Raw genomic sequence first — 19740 nt, forward strand, 5'->3', positions numbered from 1 at the left:
TCTTCGCCAAACTCAAGGAATTCAAACGGATCGCACTGCGTAGCGACAAAACAGACAGCTCATTCGCCGCCATGATCTATCTCGCCGCAGCCGTCATACGGTCACGATGAATCTCAACAAGCCCTAATAAAAATCAATGGGAAACACCTTCCCAAGATGTGGCGCCAACAGCTCTAGGTCCAGGACCGAGCACGGTCCTGGCGGGGGTGTCGGGGGCGGAGCCCCTGACCTGACCCCTCCTATCGCACGTCCATCAGCTGCGCGGCCACTGCCTGCCGCACCGGCTTCAGCACCGCGCCGAGCCGCATCGCGGCACCGCGCAGCAGCCGCGCGGGGGCACGGTCGTCGGTGTAGAGCTTCGCGATGGTGTTGGTCGCGGTGAACAGCGGGAAGGTGCCGCGCCGGTGCCGGCTTTCGAAGCGCAGCAGGGCGGCGGTATCGGCCACGTCGCGCGCCGCGCGGATCTCGCTGGCCAGCCGTTCCGCCCCGGCCAGGCCGAAGTTGAAGCCATGGGCGGTGACCGGGTGCATCCCCACCGCCGCATCGCCCAGCAGCGCGAAGCGCCGCCCGACGAAGCGATGGGCATAAGCCGCGACCAGCGGATAGGCATGGCGCGTGGCCACCAGCTCCATCGCGCCCCAGCGGGACTGGGTGCGGCGGGTGGCGTCGGCGGCGAATTCCTCGGGCGTGGCCTCCATCAGCTGGGTGATCCGCGGCGTGGGCAGCGTCAGCACGAAGGAGGAGACATCGCCCGCCAGCGGCAGCATCGCCACGGTCTGTCCGTGGCCGAACCATTCGGTGGCGATGGCCTGGTGCGGTTTCTCATGCGCCACGCGCGCCACCATCATGGAACTGCCGAAATCCAGCATCCGCGCGCCGATGCCCATGCGGCGGCGGTTCTCGGAAAACCGGGTGTCGGCGGCCACGATCAGCCGGGCGCGCACCTCGCGGCCATCGGCCAGCGTCATCCGCCCCTCACGCGGGTCGGTGGACAGGGCCGTGACCTCGGCGCCGGTGTGCAGCTCCGCGCTGGCATCGGCGCGCACGGCGTTGAACAATTCCTGCCGGATGCGGTGGTTGGGCACCAGCAGGCCCAGCGCGCCGGCCTTGTCGCCCTCGGCGTTGAAGCGCAGGGCGAAGGGGCTGCCGCCATCCAGCACCCGGGCCTCCCGCAGGGGGGCGCCATCCTCCAGGGCCGCGCCGGCGCCATAGTCGCGCATCAGTTTTTGCGAATGGTGCGTCAGCGCGATTTCCCGCCCGTCGAAGGCCGGGTTGGCGATGGCGGCTTCGGGCGCGCGCTCGAACAGGCCCACATGCAGGCCGCTGCCCCGCAGGGCCTGGGCGAAGGCGAGGCCGACGGGGCCCGCGCCGATCACGGCGATATCGTATTCCAGCATGGCCTGCATGTTAGTGCGCCCCGGCGAAACGCAACATGACCTGCCGCAAATCCCCTTGCGGGTTGGCGGCACCTCCACACACATTTCCGCCGAGGCCTTTCCGGGGAGACATCCAATGCACCGACGCCACATGCTGGGCGCCGCCGGCGCCATGCTGGCCGGCCAGGCGGCCGCCCAACCCGCCCATCAGCACCACGGGCCGACGCTGCGGCCCATGCAGCCTTCGCCCAACCCGTTCAGCAACCTGTTCCAGGGCGGCGCGCCGCACCACATCACGCCGCAGCAGGCCGCCCAGCGCGTGACGGACAGCCCGGCACTCCCGGGGCCGCAAGGCCGCTGGGAAACCCGTGCCGACATGCCCATCCCGCGCAGCGAGATGGCCTGGGCCACCGCCTGGGCCAACCGCATGCATGTGGTCGGCGGTTATGGCGAGGGGCAGGTGAACCGCGCCTATCACACCATCTACGACCCCGCCGCCAATGCCTGGTTCGATGCCGCACCCCTGCCGCGCGGGGCCAACCATGTGGCGGTGATCGCCCATGCCGGCCGCGTCTACGCGCTGGGCGGCTTCATCGAGCAGAACCGCGCCTGCGACGACCATGCCTATGCCTATGATGTCGCGGCCGACCGCTGGAGCGCCATCGCCCCCCTGCCGCGCCCCCGCGCGGCGGCCGCGGCGGTGGAACTGGACGGCAAGATCCACCTGATCGGCGGCGCGACGGACCCGGCCGACGAGCGCGCCAGCATCGGCTGGCATGAGGTGTACGACCCGGCGGCCGACAAATGGGAGCGCCGCCGCCCGCTGCCCGGCGCGCGCGACCATGTGGGCTGCGTGGCGCATAATGGCCTGATCCATGTGGTGGGCGGGCGCTTCAACACCTTCCAGTACAACACCGGCCTGCACCACGTGTACCTGCCCGCCCGCGACACGTGGGAGGAACGGGCGCCCCTGCCCACCCCGCGCTCTGGCCACGGCATGGTGCTGTATCGGGGGCGGTTCTTCTGCATGGGGGGCGAGGGCGGCATCATCGAGCGCGGTGTCTCCCGCGATGCCAGGGTGTTCGGGCAGATGGAAAGCTACGACCCCGCCGCCGACAGCTGGCAGAGCCACGCCCCCATGCCCACGCCGCGCCACGCGGTGGCGGCCACCGCGATCGGGGATTGGATCCTGGTAGCGGGCGGGGGCGCGGTGCTGGGCGGGGCTGTGCAGTCGGCGGTGCACGAGGCCTTTACCTTGGGTTAGGCTCGCCCCATGGATGCGCCGCCAAGCGCGCATGGGGCAGGGGGAAGCACAGGATGGATCAGCCTTTCGCGGGCAAGGTGGCGCTGGTGACCGGCGCCGGATCGGGGATCGGCGAGGCCGTGGCCATGGAACTGGCCGAGGGCGGCGCCCGGCTCCTGGTCAGCGACCTGAAGGCGGAGGCGGCGGAGCGCGCCGCGGCCGCCATCCGCGCCGCGGGCGGCCAGGCGCTGGCGCACCAGGCCGACGTGACGGACCCCGCCGCCGTGCAGGCGATGGTGGCGCTGGCCGAAAGCCACTTCGGCGCGCTGCACCTGGCGGTGAACAATGCGGGCATCGCCGGCGCGCGGGTGAACACCGCCGACTACCCGCTGGACAGCTGGCAGCGGATCATCGACGTCAACCTGACCAGCGTGTTCCACTGCACGAAGTATCAGGTCGCGGCGATGTTGCGCGCGGGCGGGGGCGCGATCGTGAACATGTCCTCCATCCTGGGCAGTGTCGGCACGCCGGGCGCCGTGGCCTATGTGGCCGCCAAGCACGGGGTGGTGGGGCTGACGAAGGCGGTGGCGCTGGAATATGCAGGCCAGGGCGTGCGGGTGAACGCGGTCGGGCCCGGCTATATCGACACGCCGCTGCTGTCGCGCTTCGACCGGGAAACCCATGACGGCCTCAAGACCCTGCACCCCGCCGGCAGGCTCGGCACCGCGCGGGAGGTCTCGGCCCTGACCTGCTTCCTCCTCTCGGACCGCGCGGCCTTCATCACCGGCAGCTACCATCTGGTGGATGGCGGCTACACGGCGCGGTAGCCGGCGCCTCAATCCGCGCCCAGCAGCCTGGGGCGCGGCACAGGCGGCAGGCGATAGCTGGCACCCACCACGCGCCGCACTTCCGGCAGGCTCAGCCGCGCGCCCTGATCCGAACGGCGCAGGGTCAGCGTGCGCTCGTGGAAGCGTTCCAGCCCCGGGCGGTGGCCGATGGAGATCACGGCCGCGTCCGGCAATTCCTCCAGCAGCAATTCCATCATCGCGTCCTGGTTCGCCTCATCCAGCGCGGAGGTCGCCTCATCCAGGAACACCCATTGCGGGCGGTGCAGCAGCAGCCGCGCGAAGGCCACGCGCTGCTGCTCGCCCAGGCTCAGGGAACGGTCCCAGCGTTCCTCCTCGTCCAGCTGGTCGCCCAGCCGCTCCAGCCCCACCTTGGTCAGCACCTCGCGCATCTGCTCATCGGTGAAGCCCTCGGGCGGGGTGGGATAGCCGAGGACGAAGCGCAGCGTGCCCAGCGGCAGATAGGGGCGCTGCGGCAGGAAGCGCGCTTGGCCCGCGGGCGGCACCACGATCTCGCCCGCGCCCCAGGGCCACAGGCCGCCGATGGCGCGGAACAGGGTGGATTTGCCGGTGCCCGATTCGCCCTTGATCAGCACCCGCTCTCCCGCATGGATCTCGGCCGAGGCATCGGCGATAACCGTGGTGCCGGAGGCGAAGGCGACCTCCAGATTGCGGAAGGCGAGGATGGAGCCGTCGCCCTCGGTCACCGTGATGGTGGGCTGGTCCGGGTCCGCGGCCAGGCCCGAGAGCTGGGCCACGGCCCCTTCGAACACCGCCAGCCGCTCCACCGCGCTGCGCCATTCGGCGATGCCTGAGACATTGTTCACGAACCAGTTCAGCGCCGCCTGCACCTGGCCGAAGGCCGCGCCGATCTGCATCAGCCCGCCCAGCGTGATCACGCCCGCGAAATAGCCGGGCGAGGCCACGATGGTGGGAAAGATCATGGCCAGCGTGCCATAGGCGCTGGTCAGCCACATCAGGTTGCGCTGGCTGCGCATCAGCGCCTGCACCGCGTCGCGCACCCGCCCAAACCCGGCCTGGATGCCGCGCCGCTCATCCGCCTCGCCGCCGACGAAGGCGATGCCCTCGCCGGATTCCCGCGCGCGGACCATGGCGAAGCGGAAATCCGCCTCCCGCGTCGTGCGCTCCACATTCAGCGCCACCATGGGCCGGCCGACCCACCAGGTCAGCGTGGTGCCGAGCGTGGCATAGAGCAGCGCGGCCCAGACCATGTAGCCGGGGATGGAGAGGTCGATGCCGCTGAACGCCACGTGCAGCGGGCCCGACAGCGTCCAGAGAATACCCACGAAGGCCAGGAACATCAGCAGCGAGTTCAGCAGGCCGGTGACGAATTCCACCGCCAGGTCGGTGGCGATGCGCACGTCCTCGGCGATGCGCTGGTCCGGGTTGTCGGCCTCCGATTCCAGCAGTTCCAGCTGGTATTGCCGCCCGTCGCGCAGCCAGCCTTCCAGCAGGTATCCCGTCAGCCATTCGCGCCAGCGCAATTGGATAAGCTGCTTGAAATAGAGCTGGTACACCGCGGCCGCCATGGAAGCCGCGGCCAGCAGCAGGAAGACCAGGATCTGGTTGCGGAAGGCCGCGCTATCGCGGTTTTCCAGCGCGTTGAAGAAATCCCGGTTCCACAGGTTGAAGCGGATCTGCACCACGACCTGCGCGCAGGTCAGCGCCAGCAGCAGAAAGATCAGCCAGCGCGCCGTGCCGCGGTCCGGCGCGCGCAGCCACAGGAAGAATAGGCGCAGGAATTGCCGGGCGGGGCGTTCCTGCCGGTTTTCGCTCATGGACGTCGTTCCGGCTGGGGGATGGGTTCGAGCTGTTCGGGGGTAGGGCCCAGGCGCAGGGCATCCAGCGCCACCAGGTCGCGCGCGGCGCTGCCCGGGCCCTCGGCCGCCAGGCTGGCGCCGGGCAGCAGCCGCGCGGCCAGCGCGGCGTGGGTCTCGGCGGCCAGGCGCACCACCGCGCCGTTTTCCAGGATGACGCCGATGGATTCGCCCTGCGGGGTCAGCAGCGGCTGGGCCACGCGCCCGGACACCGCGCGCGGCTCGCGCCCCTGGCGGGTGGGCGCGAACCAGCTGGGCTGGCGGACGAAATTGGCGGGCTCATGCTCATTGCGCGCCCAGGCCAGCATGGTGATGACCGGGGCGGAGCGCGCCCGCACACCCCAGGTGATCAGCCCCTCGCCGGGCTTCACGGCGGCCATCAGCTCCTCGGCCTCGGCGGCGGGGAAGATGATCTGCGCGCCTTCGCGCAACAGGGCGCGGTCGGTCTCGCCCGCCGGGTTGATCAGCCAGCGTTCCAGCCGCCCGGAATAGGAAGGCAATTGCGCCGGGTCGAACCACACCCGGCGCGCGTCGCGCGCGAAGGCCCCACGGGGCAGTATGGCAGGGGCGGCCAGCGGGGCCGCCAGTACCGCCCCCAGGGCCAAGGCGCGCCGGCGCATCGCTACAGGCTCACGCCACGGCCAGTCAGCAAGGCCACGGCGAACAGCACCAGGAAGACGAAGAACAGCACGCGCGCGATGCCGCTCGCGGTAGAGGCGATGCCGCCGAAGCCCAGTACGCCGGCGACGAGCGCCACGACCAGGAAGACCAGGGCCCAGTAGAGCATGTTGGCGATCCTTCCGTTTGGTTGTTCCGGGAGAAGAACGCGCCGGTGCCGATCGGGTTTCTTCTTATTTTCAGAACTTTGCGCCGGGGCCCTGAACGCAGGACGCCGCCGGCGTTTCCACCGGCGGCGTCCCTTGTGACTGGCTTGGAAGGTTAGTGCTGGTCTTCCCAGCTCTTCACCTGGCGCTCGGCCTCATCCTTGGCCACGCCGTAGCGTTCCTGGATGCGGCCCACGAGCTGGTCGCGGCGGCCTTCGATGACCGTCAGGTCGTCATCGGTCAGCTTGCCCCACTGCTCCTTCACCTTGCCGGTGGCCTGTTTCCAGTTGCCCTTGATGGTGTCCCAGTTCATGCGTTTCTCCTTCTTTCGGCCGTGTTGTGTGGCCTGCAGGAAAAACGCCGCTATGCCCGGGCGGTTTCAGGCGATCGGCACTTTTCCCGCCGAGACCGCCTGATAGGTGGCGATCGAGACCGAGAGCCGGTCGAAGGGCTTGTTGATGACGAAGGCGGGTTCCAGCCCCTCCGCCGTCAGCAGCTTCTGCGGATAGGCGGTGATGAAGATCACCGGCACATGGCTGATGCGCAGGATGCGGCGCACGGCGTTCATGCCATCCCCGCCCCGGCCGAGGTTGATGTCGGCCAGGATCAGCCCGGGGCGGTGCTGCTCGGCCAGTTGCAGGGCCGCGTCCTCCGACGCCGCCAGGCCCACCACCCGGTGGCCGCATTGCTGCACCAGGATGCGCAGGTCCATGGCGATCAGCGGCTCGTCTTCGATAATGAGGACATCGGTGGTGGCCGCGCGCTTCAGGTTCTCCCGCGCGGCGGCGAGTTCGGCGGTGGCCTCGGCCTCGCTCAGCCCCAGCACCAGCGCGGTGTCCTCCAGGCTCAGCTCCTCCAGCGCGGTCAGCAGCATCAGCCGGCGCTGGATGGCCGAGAGCGGTTCCACGGCGCTCGACGGGTCCTCGGGCACTTCGCGCGCGATGGCGGCGTGCAGGGCCAGATGGCCCGGCAGGTCCGGCAGGCCATGGCGCAGGCAGGCGGCGACGACAGCATCCCCCCGCGCCTGATCCCCGGTCAGCGCCCGGGCGAAGCGGCGTGCGAAGGGCAGGGAGGCCTTCAGCGCCTCGGTATCAAGCATCGGCATCGTGGCACTCCTGACGGGACATGGATTCAATGTGAGAATAGGCCGGATGACAAGCACGCGCGCGCCAGGTGACCGTCTGCGAGACCACCTGCCGGGGCTGCTGGGCCCGTTGCGCGCCTATGCCCGCGGCCTGGTGCGCGACGCGGCCCAGGCGGACGACCTGGTGCAGGATGCCGTGATCCGCGCCCTGGCGCATGAGGACCAGTGGCGGGAGGGCGAGGACCCGCGCGCCTGGCTGTTCACCATATTGCGGCATGGCTGGCTCTCGGGCCTCAGGCGCGGGCGGCGGCAGCGGGCGATGGAGGAAGAACTCTCGGGCGGCGAGGAAGCACGCAACCTCAGCGCCACCGGACGGTTGGAACTGGTGGCCGCGCTGCGGCTGCTGCCGCCGCTGGAGCGCGAGGCGCTGGTGCTCAGCGCGCAGGGCTTCAGCATGGCCGAGGCCGCCGTGATCTGCGGCGTGGCCGAGGGCACGATCAAGGCGCGGGTGTCTCGCGGCCGGGCCAGGCTGCGCGCGGCCCATGCGGCGGCGCTCGGCTGACCAGGCGGCGGTGCGGGAAAATGGCATGCAGGCGGAACGACCCGCCGGCTTCCGGAGTTGCATGCGAAAAACGCATGTCTGGCATGCGCGTATTTTTCGCGGCGGTGGCAACCAATCCTTCGCACCGGGCGTTGATGCTGCAGGAACGGAGCAGAGGCATGACGCTGAACCAGACCATGACGCGGGACGTGACCACCATCGACGAGACCGAATGGGATTTCCATGAGGCTCTGGTGAACGTCCTCCCCTCCCTGCGACAGCAGGCTTATGCGCTGACGCGCAACCGCGCCGACGCGGATGATCTGGTCCAGGCCGCCGTGGGCAATGCCCTGGCCGCCAAGACCAGCTTCCAGGTCGGCACCAATTTCAAGGCATGGATGCTGCGCATCGTGCGCAACCGCTTCCTGTCGGACATGCGCCGCCGGCGTGAGACGGTGGCGATCGAGGATGCGCCCCAGGAACTGTTCGCCCGCAGCGGCGGCCAGGAAGACAATCTGGTGATGCAGGAATTGCGCCGGAACCTGGCGCGGCTGCCCGCCGACCAGCGCCTGGCCCTGATGATGATCACGGTGCAGGGCATGTCCTATGAGGAAGTGTCCGAGCAGCTGGGGGTTGCCGTGGGCACGCTGAAATGCCGCGTCTTCCGCGCCCGCAAGCAGTTGCAGGCCTGGCTGATGGGCGATGAGGCCCCCACCCGTGCGAAGGCCACGCGCGTTGCGATGACCGCTAGCGCACGCGGGCGTGATGCGCGTAACATAAAAGGTGCCGAGGCAGGGGTTTCCTTGCAGCACTGACATCGCGGGCCTGACGCCCGGGGACTGAGGAAGAAGTGAGCGATACCCCTTCAGGAGGTGATGGAAAGATGCCCGCGCGCCCTGCTCAGGCACGTAAGGGGAGGAACTCCTCCCCGCGGGACGCCTTCGACCTCTGGTTGAAGCGCGGCCTGCATGACATGTTCGATGATGTCGCGCGTGAGCCCATACCACCTGAATTGCTGGCCCTGATCGACAAGGACCGGCAAAGCTGATCAACCCGCCCCCCACATCAGGGAGGCGGGTTTTTCAATATTCCATCTCCCAGCTGAGGCCGAGGCGGTCGCCGGCCGGGCCGGTCTGGGTTTCCCCTTCCAGCCGCAGCCGGGGCGCCAGCTCCACCTGCACCCCCACGCCCGGCGCGCCGCCCGAGGTACCCTGGCGGATGCCCAGGAACACGCCCGGCGCGACATAGCGCCCGGCCTCCACCGTCGCCCCGGTGGAACCATTCCCCGCGACCCCCAGCCGGTCGAGCCCCGCCGCGCTGCGCAGCCGGTCCAGCACGCCGCCGCCCGGGGGCGAGAGGCCGGCCAGCTGCGCCACGGCCTGGGCTAGGCTCGCGGCCTCGAACGGCGACAGGCGCGTCACCTCCCGGTCGAACAGCAGGCGGGCCAGCGCCTCGTCCTGCGGCAGTTCGGGCACCGCGCCGACCGTGATCTCGGGGGCGGTGGGGCTGCCCTTCACCGTCAGGGTGATGGTGTGGCTGCGGCTGGTGGCGGTGGCCAGGAAATCCAGGCTGGGCAGGAAGCTGTTGCCGTCCAGCGTGGCCACGCCGCGCGTGAAGTTCAGGTTGCGCCCCGCCAGGTCGAAACTGCCGCGCCGCAGGCGGAACTCGCCCTGGGGCTGCGGGGCCTCGGCGGTGCCGGTCACCCGGATCTCGCCGCCCAGCTCCGCCTCCAGCCCGCGCCCGCGCACGAAGATGGCGCGTGGGGCGGAGAGCGTGACATCGAGGGCCAGCGGCAAGGGCGGCCGGGACGGCGGCCCGGGGCGGGGTGGCGGCGCCAGCACCGGGCGCGGGCGGCCGGGGGGCGTGCGGCCGACCTCCCGCACCACGCCCAGGCTGGCGGCGGAACCGCCCACCTGCTCGGGCAGGCGCAGTTCCGCGCGGCGCAGCGTGATGTTGCCCGCCAGCTTGCCGCCATCCAGCAGCGGGCCGCTGGCGGTCAGGTTCGCGTCCAGCGTGGCATCGGCGATGCCGCCATTGACCGGGCGCAGCGCCTCCGCCGTCAGGCGCAGTTCCACCGGCAGGTTGGGTGAGAGCGGTTCGAGCCACCCGGACAGGTTGGCCCGCCCCCCGGCCTCGCTCCGCAGGGTAATGCCGGGGATGACCAGGCGCTCGCCCTGTGCCTCGATCCGCCCGCCGATGCCCGACAGCCGCACCCCCGTCACCGGATTGGCATAGGCCCCGCCGGACAGCGTGACGCCGCCCGAAAGCCGGGGTGCCGCCGCCGTGCCGGACATGGACAGGTCGATCTGCGCCTGCCCCGTCACCCGGTCGGCACCCGCCGCCAGGAACGGCCGCGCCGCCTGGCCCAGGTCGAGCGGGCCGGTGATCCGCGCCTCGACGGGAAAGGCGGGGCCGAGGCCGCGCGGCTGGTTCGCCACCAGTGTCAGCCGGGCCATGGTGCCGGCGGTGATGCGGGCCTCGGCCTGCAGGGTCTGGGGGGTGGCCTCCGCGGTCAGGGTCAGCTCGGCGGCGGGCAGGGCGCTGGCGGGGGCCTGGGCCGCGCGCAGCCCGCTGCCGCGCAGCGAGACCGCGGCATGCGGCGCCGCCGCGCTGCCCGTCAGCTGCACCCGGCCGGAGACGCTGCCCTGCGCCATCCCGCCCGAGAAGGGCGCGAGCGGCACCGCGTTCGCGTCCAGGTCCAGCGCCAGGGCGGCCTGACTGGCGGTGCCCCGCAGGTTCAGCGTGCCGCCGCGCCGGCTGGCCAGCCGGGTGGGGGCGATGGTGATCTGCCCCGCCTCATTGGCGCTGATGCGGGTGGGGGCGGCCAGGCGCAGCCCGTCCTCGGCGAAGCCCATCTCCAGCCGGTTCAGCGCCAGCTCCACCCCCGCCTGTTCCCGCAGCCGGCCGGCGAGCGCGAGGGTGGCGCCGGCGCCGCGCGCGTTCAGCGTGATGTCCAGCCCGTCCAGGCTGCCCTGGGCCGCAAGCGTCGCGTCCCCCCGCGCGGCGGCGGTGCCCGCCCCCTGGGCTTGCAGGCGCAATTCCAGCCCCTGCGCCGCCGGGCCGCTGGCGCCCGGAATGGCGCGGGCGCGGGCGGAGAATTCCAGCCGCCCCACCAGCCCCAGCCCCAGCGCCGACAGGTCCGGCGCGCGGGCCATCAACTGCCCGGTGAAGGGGCCGCGGGGCAGGGCGCCCGCGCCCTCACCCGACAATTCCACGCCCTTCCAACTGCCCGAGACGCCGGAAAGGCGGATCGCCTCGCCCTCCCGCGCCACATCCAGCCGCAGGGCCAGCGGCGCGCCGTCCAGCCCGCCTTGCGCCGCCAGATGCGCGCCGGTCATCGAGGCATCGGCCTCCAGCGTGAAGCCAGTCAGGCGGCGGCCCGCCACGGCGAAATCCTCGGTGGCCACGCGGGCCCGCACGCGCGGTTCGGCCAGGGCGCCGGTGATGCGGCCCTCGGTGGCGAGCCGCCCCTCGCCGCCCGGCGGGTCATGCAGGGCGGCGGTGAAGGCGAGGTCCAGCGGCTCGGCCGCCACGCCGGCCAGCGTGGCCTCCAGCTTTGCGGCGGCCAGGCGCAGGGAGACGCGGCGTTCGGGCAGGGTGGCCTCGGCGTGCAGCGTGGCGCGCTCCCCCAGCAGGGCGTCGGCTTGGCTGCCGGTGACGGGGCGCTCGGCGGTGATGTCGGCGGTCAGGTGCGGGGCGTCGGGGGTGCCGGTCACTTCGCCCGTGGCCGAGAGCGTGGCCCAACTGACCCCTGGCGGCAGCCAGCGCGCGAAGGGCTCTGGTGCCAGCGGCGCCAGCCGCCAGCGGGCGGCCAGCGCATTCGCCGCCGAGAGCGTGCCCTCCGCCTCCGCCCGGATATCCGGCGTGGCGATGACCAGTTTTTCCAGCGTCATGCCGCCATCGCCCGCGCGGCGGGCGGCCACATCCAGATCGATGCGCGGGGTCAGGGCCGCGAATTCGGCGGGCGCCAGCGGGCCGGGCACCACATGCCCCGCCAGCGTCAGGCGCAGACCGTCCCCGGCCTCCGCGATCTCACCGCCCAGCTGCGCGGTTGCGGTGCCCAGCGCGGCGTCGAGCCCCCAGCGCGCGCCCTGCCAGGGGCCATCCAGCCGCAAGGCCAGGCGCAGGGGCGCGTCCTCCAGCGCCAGGAAGCCCGCGACGATGCCGCCGGCGGGTTCCTCGGCGGTCAGGTTCGCGGCCAGCCCCTGGGTGTCGGCGCGGGCGGTCAGCGTCAGGCTGCCCGGGGCATCCAGACGGCGGGCGTTCAGGCTGCTGTCCAGCCGGCCATTGGCCAGGGCGGCGCGGCCTTCCAGCGACAGGCTCGCCGGGCGGCCCAGCATCGCCTCGCCCAGTTCGATGCGCGGCAGGGAGAGCCGTTCCAGAGCGACGGCCAGCGGCAGGCTGGGCATGCCGGTGCCGCTGGAAGCCGCGCTCGGCGTGGGTTCGGCAGGCAGGGGCGGGCGGCTCACGCTCAGCCGGTCGGCGGCCAGCAGGTCCAGTTGCAGGCGGCGTTCCAGCAGGGCGCGCCACGTCCAGTCCAGGCGCAGCCCCTCCAGCCGCAGCCATTCCCCGGCGGCGTCCGACAGCGCCAGTTCCCGCACGGAGAGACCGCCCAGCAGCGTGCCCCCGGCGCCGCGCAGCACCAGCCCGGGCACGAAGCGCGGCGCCAGGTTTTCCGCCAGCCGCACCCCCGCCGGGGTCGCCAGCAGCACGCCCCCGGCACCCAGCAGCGCCAGCCCGAACCACAGCAACGCCCGCCGCATCAGAAGGCATGCCCCAGGCCGAGATACACCCCGAAGCCCGAACTGCCCTGCTGGCGGATCAGCGGCAGCGCCACATCCGCCCGCACCGGCCCGATCGCGGTGTAGTAGCGCAGGCCCACGCCCACGCCCGCGCGGATCTCATCCGTCGGTGCCATCGCGCGGTCGCCCACGGCGCCCGCATCCACGAAGACCACGGCGCCAAAACTGTCCAGGAAACGCTGGCGGAACTCCACCGATGTCTCCAGCAGGCTGGCCCCGCCCGCCGGTTTGCCCCGCGCGTCGCGCGGCCCGATGGTCTGGTAGCCATAGCCGCGCACGGACCCGCCGCCGCCCGCGTAGAAGCGCTGGTTGGCCGGTACATCCCCCGCCCGCGCATTGAGCAGCGAGCCGAACACGCCCCGCACCGCCAATATGCTGCGCCCATTGCCCGACAGATCGAAATAGGCCGACCCAGACAGCCGCACCGGCGCATAGGGCGTGCCCTGCGCGAAGGCATAGCTGGGCGTCAGCCGGGCCTCGGCGCGATAGCCCCGGCGCGGGTCCAGCAGGCTGTCGGTGCTGTCGTAGCGCGCCTGCATCTGAAAGCCCGCGATCTGGTAATCGACCAGCCGCCCGCCGGGCGGGGCGGTGCGGCCGATATCGGCGACCGGCCCCGCCGAGACGGTCCAGCGATCCCCGAAGCGGCGCTCGTACAGCGCGCTCAGCGTCACGGCATCGCGGTCGTAGCTGTCCAGGCGTTCGCGCAGGATCGACAGGTTCAGCACCATGGCACCGTCGTAGCCGAAGGGGATGGGCTGGCGGTAGCCCACGGAAAGCCGAGCATTGGTTCGGTCCAGCGCATTGCCCAGCCGCGAGGCCTCCACCTCCACCCGCAGGTTCTGCGCGCCCCCGAACAGGTTCCGGTGCTCCCACGCGCCGCGCAGGGAGGCACCGTAATTCGTCTCATAGGCCGCGGAGGCCGAGAGCGCGCGGAAGGGCCGTTCCTGCACCCGCACCGTGACCGGCAGGCGGCCCTCGGCGTCCAGCGCCGTGCCTTCCTCGATCCGGGCGGAGGAGAAGGGGCCGAGCGCCATCACATCCGCCCGGGCACGCGCCGCGCGGTCCGGCGCGTAGAGGCGGCCCGCGAGGCGCGCATCGGCCACCCGGCGCACCACCTCCGGGTCCACCCGCACCGTGCCCTCCACCACCGGGGGCGCGAAGTTGGCCACCGCCCCGGGCTGGGCGGTGAACACCACATCCATCGCCTGGGCGTCATGGTCCACCGTCACCTGGCGGTCGAGCCGCGCCAGCGGTCGGCCCATGGCGCGCATCGCGGCCAGCGCCGTGGCCTGGGCGCTCAGCACCGCCTCCGCCCGCGCGGGCCCGCCCGGGGCCAGCGGCACGGGCGGGCCGCCCAGGGTTTCCACATGGCGCAGCGTATAGCGCGGGCCGGTCTCGACCCTGATCTCGATGGGCAGGGGCGGTTCGGCGCCCAGGCGCGGCTCGCCCTCGGCCACCACCTCAACACGGGCGGCGTAATAGCCCTCGGCATCCAGCAGCGGGCGCAGCCGGGCGGGCTCGGCCTCGATGCGGGAGCTCACGCCCTCCGCATCGGTGGGCGCGCGGGATTGCTGGCTGATCAGCAGGGATTGCGCCGCCAGCAGCCGGTCCAGCGCCGCATCCCCGGTGGGGCGGAGGCGCGCGGCATAGGGGGCGGTGGGGGTGGGGGCTTCCTCCTGTGCCCTAGCCTCGGCGGCCAAGGTGCAGGCGAGCGCCGCGAGCCACAGCCGCTGCCTCATGCGGCCTGGGCCAGCAGGGCGCGCGGCCCGATATGCAGCACGCAGAGCAGGCCATCGGGCTGCCAGTGCCGCTCGATATGGCCATCCAGTGGCAGACCGGCATTGGCGTCGATCAGTTGCGTTCCGAAGCCGATGCTGGTGGGCGGAGACTGGATGGGCGGGCCACCGCGTTCCTTCCAGAACAGGGCCAGCCCATCGCCCTCATGCTCCCAGTGCAGCTCCACCCAGCCTTCCGGGGTGGACAGGGCGCCGTATTTCAGCGCGTTGGTCGCCAGCTCATGCAGCACCAGCGCCAGGGGCTGCGCGGTGGTCGCGGAAAGCCGGACCGGCGGGCCGGAGGACCGCAGCCGCTGGTCATGCGCGGAAAGCTCCTCCTCCACCACCTCGCTCAGCTCCGCCCCCGCCCAGTGCTCACGCGACAGCAGGGTGTGCACGCGCGCCAGCGCCGCGATGCGGCCCTCCAGCACCTCCACCAGGGTGTCGGTGTCGTATTTCGCCTCGGCCGCGGAAACCCGCACCAGCCCGCGCACCACCGCCAGCACGTTGCGGGCGCGGTGGTCCACCTCCCGCGCCAGCAGCAGCTGGTTCTCCTCCGCCAGCTTGCGCGCCGTGATGTCGAGCACGGAGGCCGAAACCCCCGCGAGCCCGCCCTGCATGGGCTGGAAGGAGCAGAGCCACACCCGCCGTTCCCCGGAGCCCGCCTCGGTGGCCTCCACCTCCACGCCCTCCACCGCTTCCCCAGTGGCCAGGGCGCGGCGGATATGCGGAATGATGCGGGAGGCGAAGACGGGGCAGGCCATCTGTTCGATGGTGCGGCCGATATGGGCTTCGGGCGGCGCGCCGTTCATGTCCGCCAGCACGGCGTTGATGGCCATGTATTCCAGCCGGGGATTGACCAGGCACAAGCCCACCGAGGCATTGCGATAGGTGGCCTCCAGCCGCTCTATCTGCTCGGCCGCCTGTTCCTGGGCGGCGCGCAGGTCGTGGAAGTCCAGCGCGACACCCACCCAGGCCAGCAGCGCGCCATCGGCGTCGCGGATCGGCGCGCCGCGGCAGACGAACCAGCGCCAGCTTTCGTCGCTGGCGCGGCGCAGGCGCAGCTCCACGTTGAAATCGGGGTTCAGCCCGTGCCGGGCTTCCTCGATCGCGTCGTTCCAGGCGCGCATGGTGGGCAGCCGGTCATCGGGGTGCACGGCGCGCAGCCAGCCTCGGCCCAGCCCATCCTGGCTGCGCTGGCCGGTCAGGCGGTGCCAGAACTCGTTCAACCCATCCACCCGCCCCCGGGCATCGGCGGTGAACACCACCTGGGGGCTGACCTCCAGCAGGGCGCGCATGCGCACGCTGCTGTTCGCCCGCTCGCGCTCCGCGCGCTGCACCTCGTCGGCCATGGTGTCGAAGGCGGCGGCCAGGCGCTCGAATTCCCGCCCGCCGCCGATCTTGCCGATACGCTGGTTCCATTCCCGCCGCGACCAGGCCTGGGCACCGGCCAGCAGCCGGCCCACCGGGCGTTCCACCCCCAGGTGGAAGATGGCCGCCGCCAGCACCAGCGTCAGCAGCAGGGAGCCCACCACCAGCACGGCCGTGCGGCGTTCGCGCGCGATCTCGGCATCGATGATGACGTCGCTGGACATGCCGAGCGCGATGGCCAGCCCCATGGGCGGCTCCGAGGTGGGCACATAGGCGCCGATACGGCGCACGCCCTGCACGGAATAATCCTGGATCAGCCCGGCCCTGGGAGCATTGATATATTTCAGCAGCTCGTCGCTCAGCCGCTGGCCGACATAGCGCTCCGGCTCCATGGAGCGGGCGAGGATGATGCCGTCGCGGTCGATCACCGCCGCCGCGCTGTTGGGCGGCAGGGGGATGGAGCGCAAATCCTCTATCAGCCAGTCGAGCGAGAGGGCCACCACCACCACCCCGCCCACCTGGCCATTGTCCAGCCGTAGGGGGGCGGCCAGGTGCAGCGAGCGCTGGCCGGTGTTGCGCCCGATCGCGTATTCGCCGACCGTGAAGCCGCCGGTGCGCAGGACTTCCTGGAAATAGCGGCGGTTGGCGACGCTGAAGGCGCGGATCCCCGGCTGGGCGGAGCACAGGGTGTTGCCCTGGGCATCGAACAGGGTGGCGGTGTGATAGCGCGGATAGCTTTGCACCAGCCGCGCCAGGAAGGCATTGCATTCGTTGCTGGGGCGCAGCGCGCGCAGCGCGTCATGGGCTGCCATGGCGGCCAGGATCTGCTGCGCGCCCTCGATGTTGCGGATCTGCTGGGCGGTGATCAGGCGCACCAGGCGCATCGCGTCCTCGCCTACCTGGATGCGCCGCTCCTGCCGCATGTCCCGTTCCAGGAAAGCCTGGACCAGGGCCGCGGGAATGAGGGCGATCAGCACCCCGAACAAGGCACGCAGGGCAATCGGCAAGGCGGTATTTCCAGTTCAACGCGGCTTGCGCCGCCGAATCCTAACATTAAAACTCGTGTAATGCATCAAACCCGGCCCGGCAAAGGCCGGGCCGGGCGTGATCAACCGCTATGGATGGGCGGGACCCACCGCATCAGGCCAGCATGGCGTTGTCGATCGGCAGGATCATCCCGTTCGCGGCCTGGATCACCGGCATCAGGATATTGGCGGAGCGGGTGGCATTGGCGCCGCCGCTGCCGAAACCCGCATCGCCCGCCGTGGTCAGTACCAGGGTGGATTGCTCGGTGGGCTTGACCACCAGCATGGTGCCGTTGCGGCTGCGCATCGTCGTCTGCTTGCCCGCGAGGGAGGGCAGGGTCTCCACCCCATCCACGATATGCAGGTTCACGAAGGCGGGCAGGCGCACCACGTCACGCTGCGTGCCGGGGGTGCCCAGCAGCTGGTCGCGCAGGGTGGCGGGCAGGCGTTCCATCGCGATGTCGATGGGCGCGAAGACGGTCACCATGCTGGCCTCCCGCAGTTGCGCGATGGCGCCGGACTGGCTGGCGAATTCCAGGAAGCGGGTGAAACGGCCGTCCGCCGCCAGGGCGTCCGCCACATTGGTGTTGGTGACGATGGGCGCGGGCATGGGCGTGCCCGCCGGCGGGATGATGGTGGCCTGGGCCAGGGCGCCCAGGGGGATCATCCCGGCGCTGGCGGCCGCGAGGCTCAGGAAATGACGGCGCTTGTTGATCATGGCGTTCTCCATTGGAAAGGGCTGCCAGATCAACGCGGAATTGCGGCGCCGGTTGCGTCGCCGTCGGGGGGATGGGGTGCGCACGGTGCCCGATGGCGCACCACAAGGCCGCGAACGCGGCCCGCCGGCAGTCCGGCGCAGCCAAGCGCGCGGATGCGCGCGCCCGGCGTCTGAGGGCGCAAAAAAAACCTGAAACCGGCACAGCCGGTTTCAGGCGTCCAGCGCCTCCACGTCCAGCTTGGCGGCGTTGTCCTGGATGAAGCGGAAGCGCAGCTCCGGCTTGCGGCCCATCAGCGCCTCGATGAGGTCCGCGGTCTTCGCGCGTTCGTCCGTCGGCAGCACCACGCGCAGCAGGTTGCGCCGCTTCGGGTCCATCGTGGTCTCCTTCAGCAGGGCCGGGGGCATTTCGCCCAGGCCCTTGAAGCGGCTGACCTCCACCTTCTGGTTCGCCTTGAACTCGCGCTTCAGCACACGCTCCTTGTCGGCGTCGTCCATGGCGTAGATGGACTTGCCATTGGCCTGCAGCCGGTACAGCGGCGGCTGGGCCAGGTGCACGCGCCCGTCGCGCACCAGCTGCGGCAGCTCCTTGTAGAAGAAGGTCATCAGCAGGGCCGCGATATGCGCGCCGTCCACATCGGCGTCCGTCATGATCACGACGCGGCCATAGCGCAGGCGGGCGGCGTCGAAACGGTCCCCCACGCCGCAGCCCAGCGCCTCCACCAGGTCCTTCAGTTCCTGGTTCGCGCGCAGCTTGTCGGCGCTGGCGCTGGCCACGTTCAGGATCTTGCCGCGCAGCGGCAGCACCGCCTGGGTGTCCCGGTTGCGCGCCTGCTTGGCGGAGCCACCGGCGCTGTCGCCCTCCACCAGGAACAGCTCCGTGCCTTCCACGCCCTCCTTGGCGCAATCGGCCAGCTTGCCGGGCAGGCGCAGCTTGCGGGTGGCGGATTTGCGCGGGGTTTCCTTCTGCTCGCGCCGGCGCAGGCGTTCCTCCGCGCGCTCGATGCAGAAGGCCAGCAGGTTCTCGGCCACCGCCGGGTCGCCCGCCAGCCAGTGGTCGAACTGGTTGCGCATGGCGTTCTCGACCAGGCGCTGCGCCTCGGGGCTGGTCAGGCGGTCCTTGGTCTGGCCCTGGAACTGCGGCTCCCGGATGAACAGGGAGAGCATGCCGGCGAAGCCCGTCAGCAGATCCTCGGCGGTGATCTTCTCGGCGCGCTTTTCCTTCTTCAGCTCGCCGAAGGCGCGCAAGCCCTTCACCAGCGCGTTGCGCAGCCCCGCCTCATGCGTGCCGCCCTGGGGGGTGGGGATGGTGTTGGCGTAGGTGGACAGGAAGCCGTCGCCGTCCTCCAGCCAGGTCACGGCCCATTCCACGCGGCCGGCATCGTCGGGGAAGCTGGCCTCGCCGGCCCAGGGGGCGGGGATGACGCCGGTCTTCTTCTCGATCGCGCTCGCCAGGAAGTCCGACAACCCACCCGGGAAATGCAGCACGGCCTGGGCGGGGGTCTCGGCGCCGTCCTTGATCAGGGTGGGGTCGCAGGCCCAGCGGATCTCGACGCCGCGATACAGATAGGCCTTGGATCGGCAGAAGCGGAACAGCCGCTCCGGCTTGAATTCCAGCTTGGTGCCGAAGATCTCGGGGTCCGGCCGGAAGCGGATCTGCGTGCCGCGCCGGTTCTGCACCGCGCCCGCGTTCAGCAGCTTGGTCACCGGCTTGCCCTGCTCATAGGCCTGGGTGAACAGCTGGCGGTCGCGCGCCACCTCCACCTCCATCCGGGCCGAGAGCGCGTTCACCACCGAACTGCCCACGCCATGCAGGCCGCCCGAGGTGGCATAGGCCTTGCCGCTGAACTTGCCGCCCGAATGCAGGGTGGTGAGGATCACCTCCAGCGCCGACTGTTTCGGGAATTTCGGGTGCGGGTCCACCGGGATGCCGCGGCCATTGTCGCGCACCACCAGCCAGTTGCCGGCCTCCAGCGTCACCTCGATGCGGTCGGCATGGCCGGCCACCGCCTCGTCCATCGCATTGTCGATGATCTCGGAGGCGAGGTGGTGCAGCGCGTTCTCGTCCGTGCCGCCGATATACATGCCGGGGCGCTTGCGGACGGGCTCCAGCCCTTCCAGCACCTCGATATCGGCGGCGGAGTAGGAGGTGCCGGGCTTTGCCGCCTGGCCGCCGAAGAGGTCGCTCATGCGGTGGTGGTCCTGATGTTCACGCTGTGTTCTTGTGCGTGCCTCACCTTATAGGGCGCGGCGATTCCTGTGCAACCTTTGGAAGGGGCGCGGGGGCGGGAAATGCCGCAA

General features: G+C 71.3%; 16 protein-coding genes and 1 pseudogene. 6 read left to right on the plus strand and 11 right to left on the minus strand.

What is annotated here, in order from left to right:
- A pseudogene (locus GT007_RS22595) lies at positions 1-110 on the plus strand (IS5/IS1182 family transposase); the annotation flags it as partial.
- A 129-nt stretch (positions 111-239) separates the two neighbouring features.
- On the opposite strand, the gene ubiM reads toward GT007_RS22595, so the two are convergent.
- Positions 240-1406, minus strand: a complete 1167-nt coding sequence (ubiM, locus tag GT007_RS18665; protein WP_236571749.1) for a 5-demethoxyubiquinol-8 5-hydroxylase UbiM — start codon at positions 1404-1406, stop codon at positions 240-242.
- A 106-nt stretch (positions 1407-1512) separates the two neighbouring features.
- On the opposite strand from ubiM, the gene GT007_RS18670 reads away from it, so the two are divergent.
- Together GT007_RS18670 and GT007_RS18675 are read left to right on the plus strand one after the other, a co-directional pair.
- On the plus strand, positions 1513-2640 hold the full coding sequence (locus GT007_RS18670) for a Kelch repeat-containing protein (RefSeq protein WP_160123180.1): 1128 nt from the start codon (positions 1513-1515) through the stop codon (positions 2638-2640).
- A gap of 53 nt (positions 2641-2693) precedes the next feature.
- A complete protein-coding gene (locus GT007_RS18675) occupies positions 2694-3446 on the plus strand; it encodes an SDR family NAD(P)-dependent oxidoreductase (protein ID WP_160123181.1) in 753 nt (250 codons plus the stop codon).
- 8 nt (positions 3447-3454) lie between these two features.
- Here GT007_RS18675 and GT007_RS18680 read toward each other — a convergent pair whose 3' ends face one another.
- From GT007_RS18680 to GT007_RS18700, 5 genes are all read right to left on the minus strand, one after another.
- Positions 3455-5263, minus strand: a complete 1809-nt coding sequence (locus GT007_RS18680) for an ABC transporter ATP-binding protein/permease (RefSeq protein ID WP_160123182.1) — start codon at positions 5261-5263, stop codon at positions 3455-3457.
- Complete coding sequence (locus GT007_RS18685; protein ID WP_160123183.1) at positions 5260-5922, minus strand: hypothetical protein; 663 nt, start codon at positions 5920-5922, stop codon at positions 5260-5262. Before GT007_RS18685 ends, GT007_RS18680 begins: the two co-directional genes overlap by 4 nt.
- Before the next feature lie 2 nt (positions 5923-5924).
- On the minus strand, positions 5925-6089 hold the full coding sequence (locus GT007_RS18690) for a DUF1328 domain-containing protein (protein WP_160123184.1): 165 nt from the start codon (positions 6087-6089) through the stop codon (positions 5925-5927).
- Between the two features lie 152 nt (positions 6090-6241).
- Complete coding sequence (locus tag GT007_RS18695) at positions 6242-6439, minus strand: CsbD family protein (RefSeq protein ID WP_160123185.1); 198 nt, start codon at positions 6437-6439, stop codon at positions 6242-6244.
- Positions 6440-6505: 66 nt separating this feature from the next.
- Entirely contained in the window at positions 6506-7231 is a 726-nt protein-coding gene (locus GT007_RS18700) for a response regulator (protein ID WP_160123186.1), read from the minus strand.
- A gap of 46 nt (positions 7232-7277) precedes the next feature.
- Between GT007_RS18700 and GT007_RS18705 the strand changes: the two genes are divergently transcribed.
- The 3 genes from GT007_RS18705 (at position 7278) to GT007_RS22240 (ending at position 8799) form a co-directional block, all read left to right on the plus strand.
- A complete protein-coding gene (locus tag GT007_RS18705; RefSeq protein WP_160123187.1) occupies positions 7278-7772 on the plus strand; it encodes a sigma-70 family RNA polymerase sigma factor in 495 nt (164 codons plus the stop codon).
- A gap of 158 nt (positions 7773-7930) precedes the next feature.
- Complete coding sequence (locus tag GT007_RS18710) at positions 7931-8566, plus strand: sigma-70 family RNA polymerase sigma factor (RefSeq protein WP_236571750.1); 636 nt, start codon at positions 7931-7933, stop codon at positions 8564-8566.
- 68 nt (positions 8567-8634) lie between these two features.
- Positions 8635-8799: a hypothetical protein gene (locus tag GT007_RS22240; RefSeq protein ID WP_201451980.1), complete on the plus strand. Its 165-nt coding sequence runs from the start codon at positions 8635-8637 to the stop codon at positions 8797-8799.
- A gap of 34 nt (positions 8800-8833) precedes the next feature.
- Here the strand turns inward: GT007_RS22240 and GT007_RS18715 are convergent, their stop codons facing one another.
- The 5 genes from GT007_RS18715 to parE all read right to left on the minus strand — a co-directional run bounded on the left by GT007_RS18715 (position 8834) and on the right by parE (position 19629).
- Positions 8834-12514, minus strand: a complete 3681-nt coding sequence (locus GT007_RS18715) for a translocation/assembly module TamB domain-containing protein (protein ID WP_160123188.1) — start codon at positions 12512-12514, stop codon at positions 8834-8836.
- Complete coding sequence (locus GT007_RS18720; protein ID WP_160123189.1) at positions 12514-14292, minus strand: autotransporter assembly complex protein TamA; 1779 nt, start codon at positions 14290-14292, stop codon at positions 12514-12516. Before GT007_RS18720 ends, GT007_RS18715 begins: the two co-directional genes overlap by 1 nt.
- Positions 14289-16706, minus strand: a complete 2418-nt coding sequence (locus GT007_RS18725; protein WP_160123190.1) for a PAS domain-containing protein — start codon at positions 16704-16706, stop codon at positions 14289-14291. The genes GT007_RS18720 and GT007_RS18725 overlap by 4 nt, the downstream gene beginning before the upstream one ends.
- A gap of 133 nt (positions 16707-16839) precedes the next feature.
- Complete coding sequence (locus tag GT007_RS18730; RefSeq protein ID WP_160123191.1) at positions 16840-17442, minus strand: fasciclin domain-containing protein; 603 nt, start codon at positions 17440-17442, stop codon at positions 16840-16842.
- A 210-nt stretch (positions 17443-17652) separates the two neighbouring features.
- A complete protein-coding gene (gene parE / locus GT007_RS18735) occupies positions 17653-19629 on the minus strand; it encodes a DNA topoisomerase IV subunit B (RefSeq protein WP_160123192.1) in 1977 nt (658 codons plus the stop codon).
- Between the last annotated feature and the right edge of the window lie 111 nt (positions 19630-19740).

Origin of the sequence: Rhodovarius lipocyclicus (genome assembly GCF_009900765.1) — a bacterium.
GTDB lineage: Bacteria > Pseudomonadota > Alphaproteobacteria > Acetobacterales > Acetobacteraceae > Rhodovarius > Rhodovarius lipocyclicus.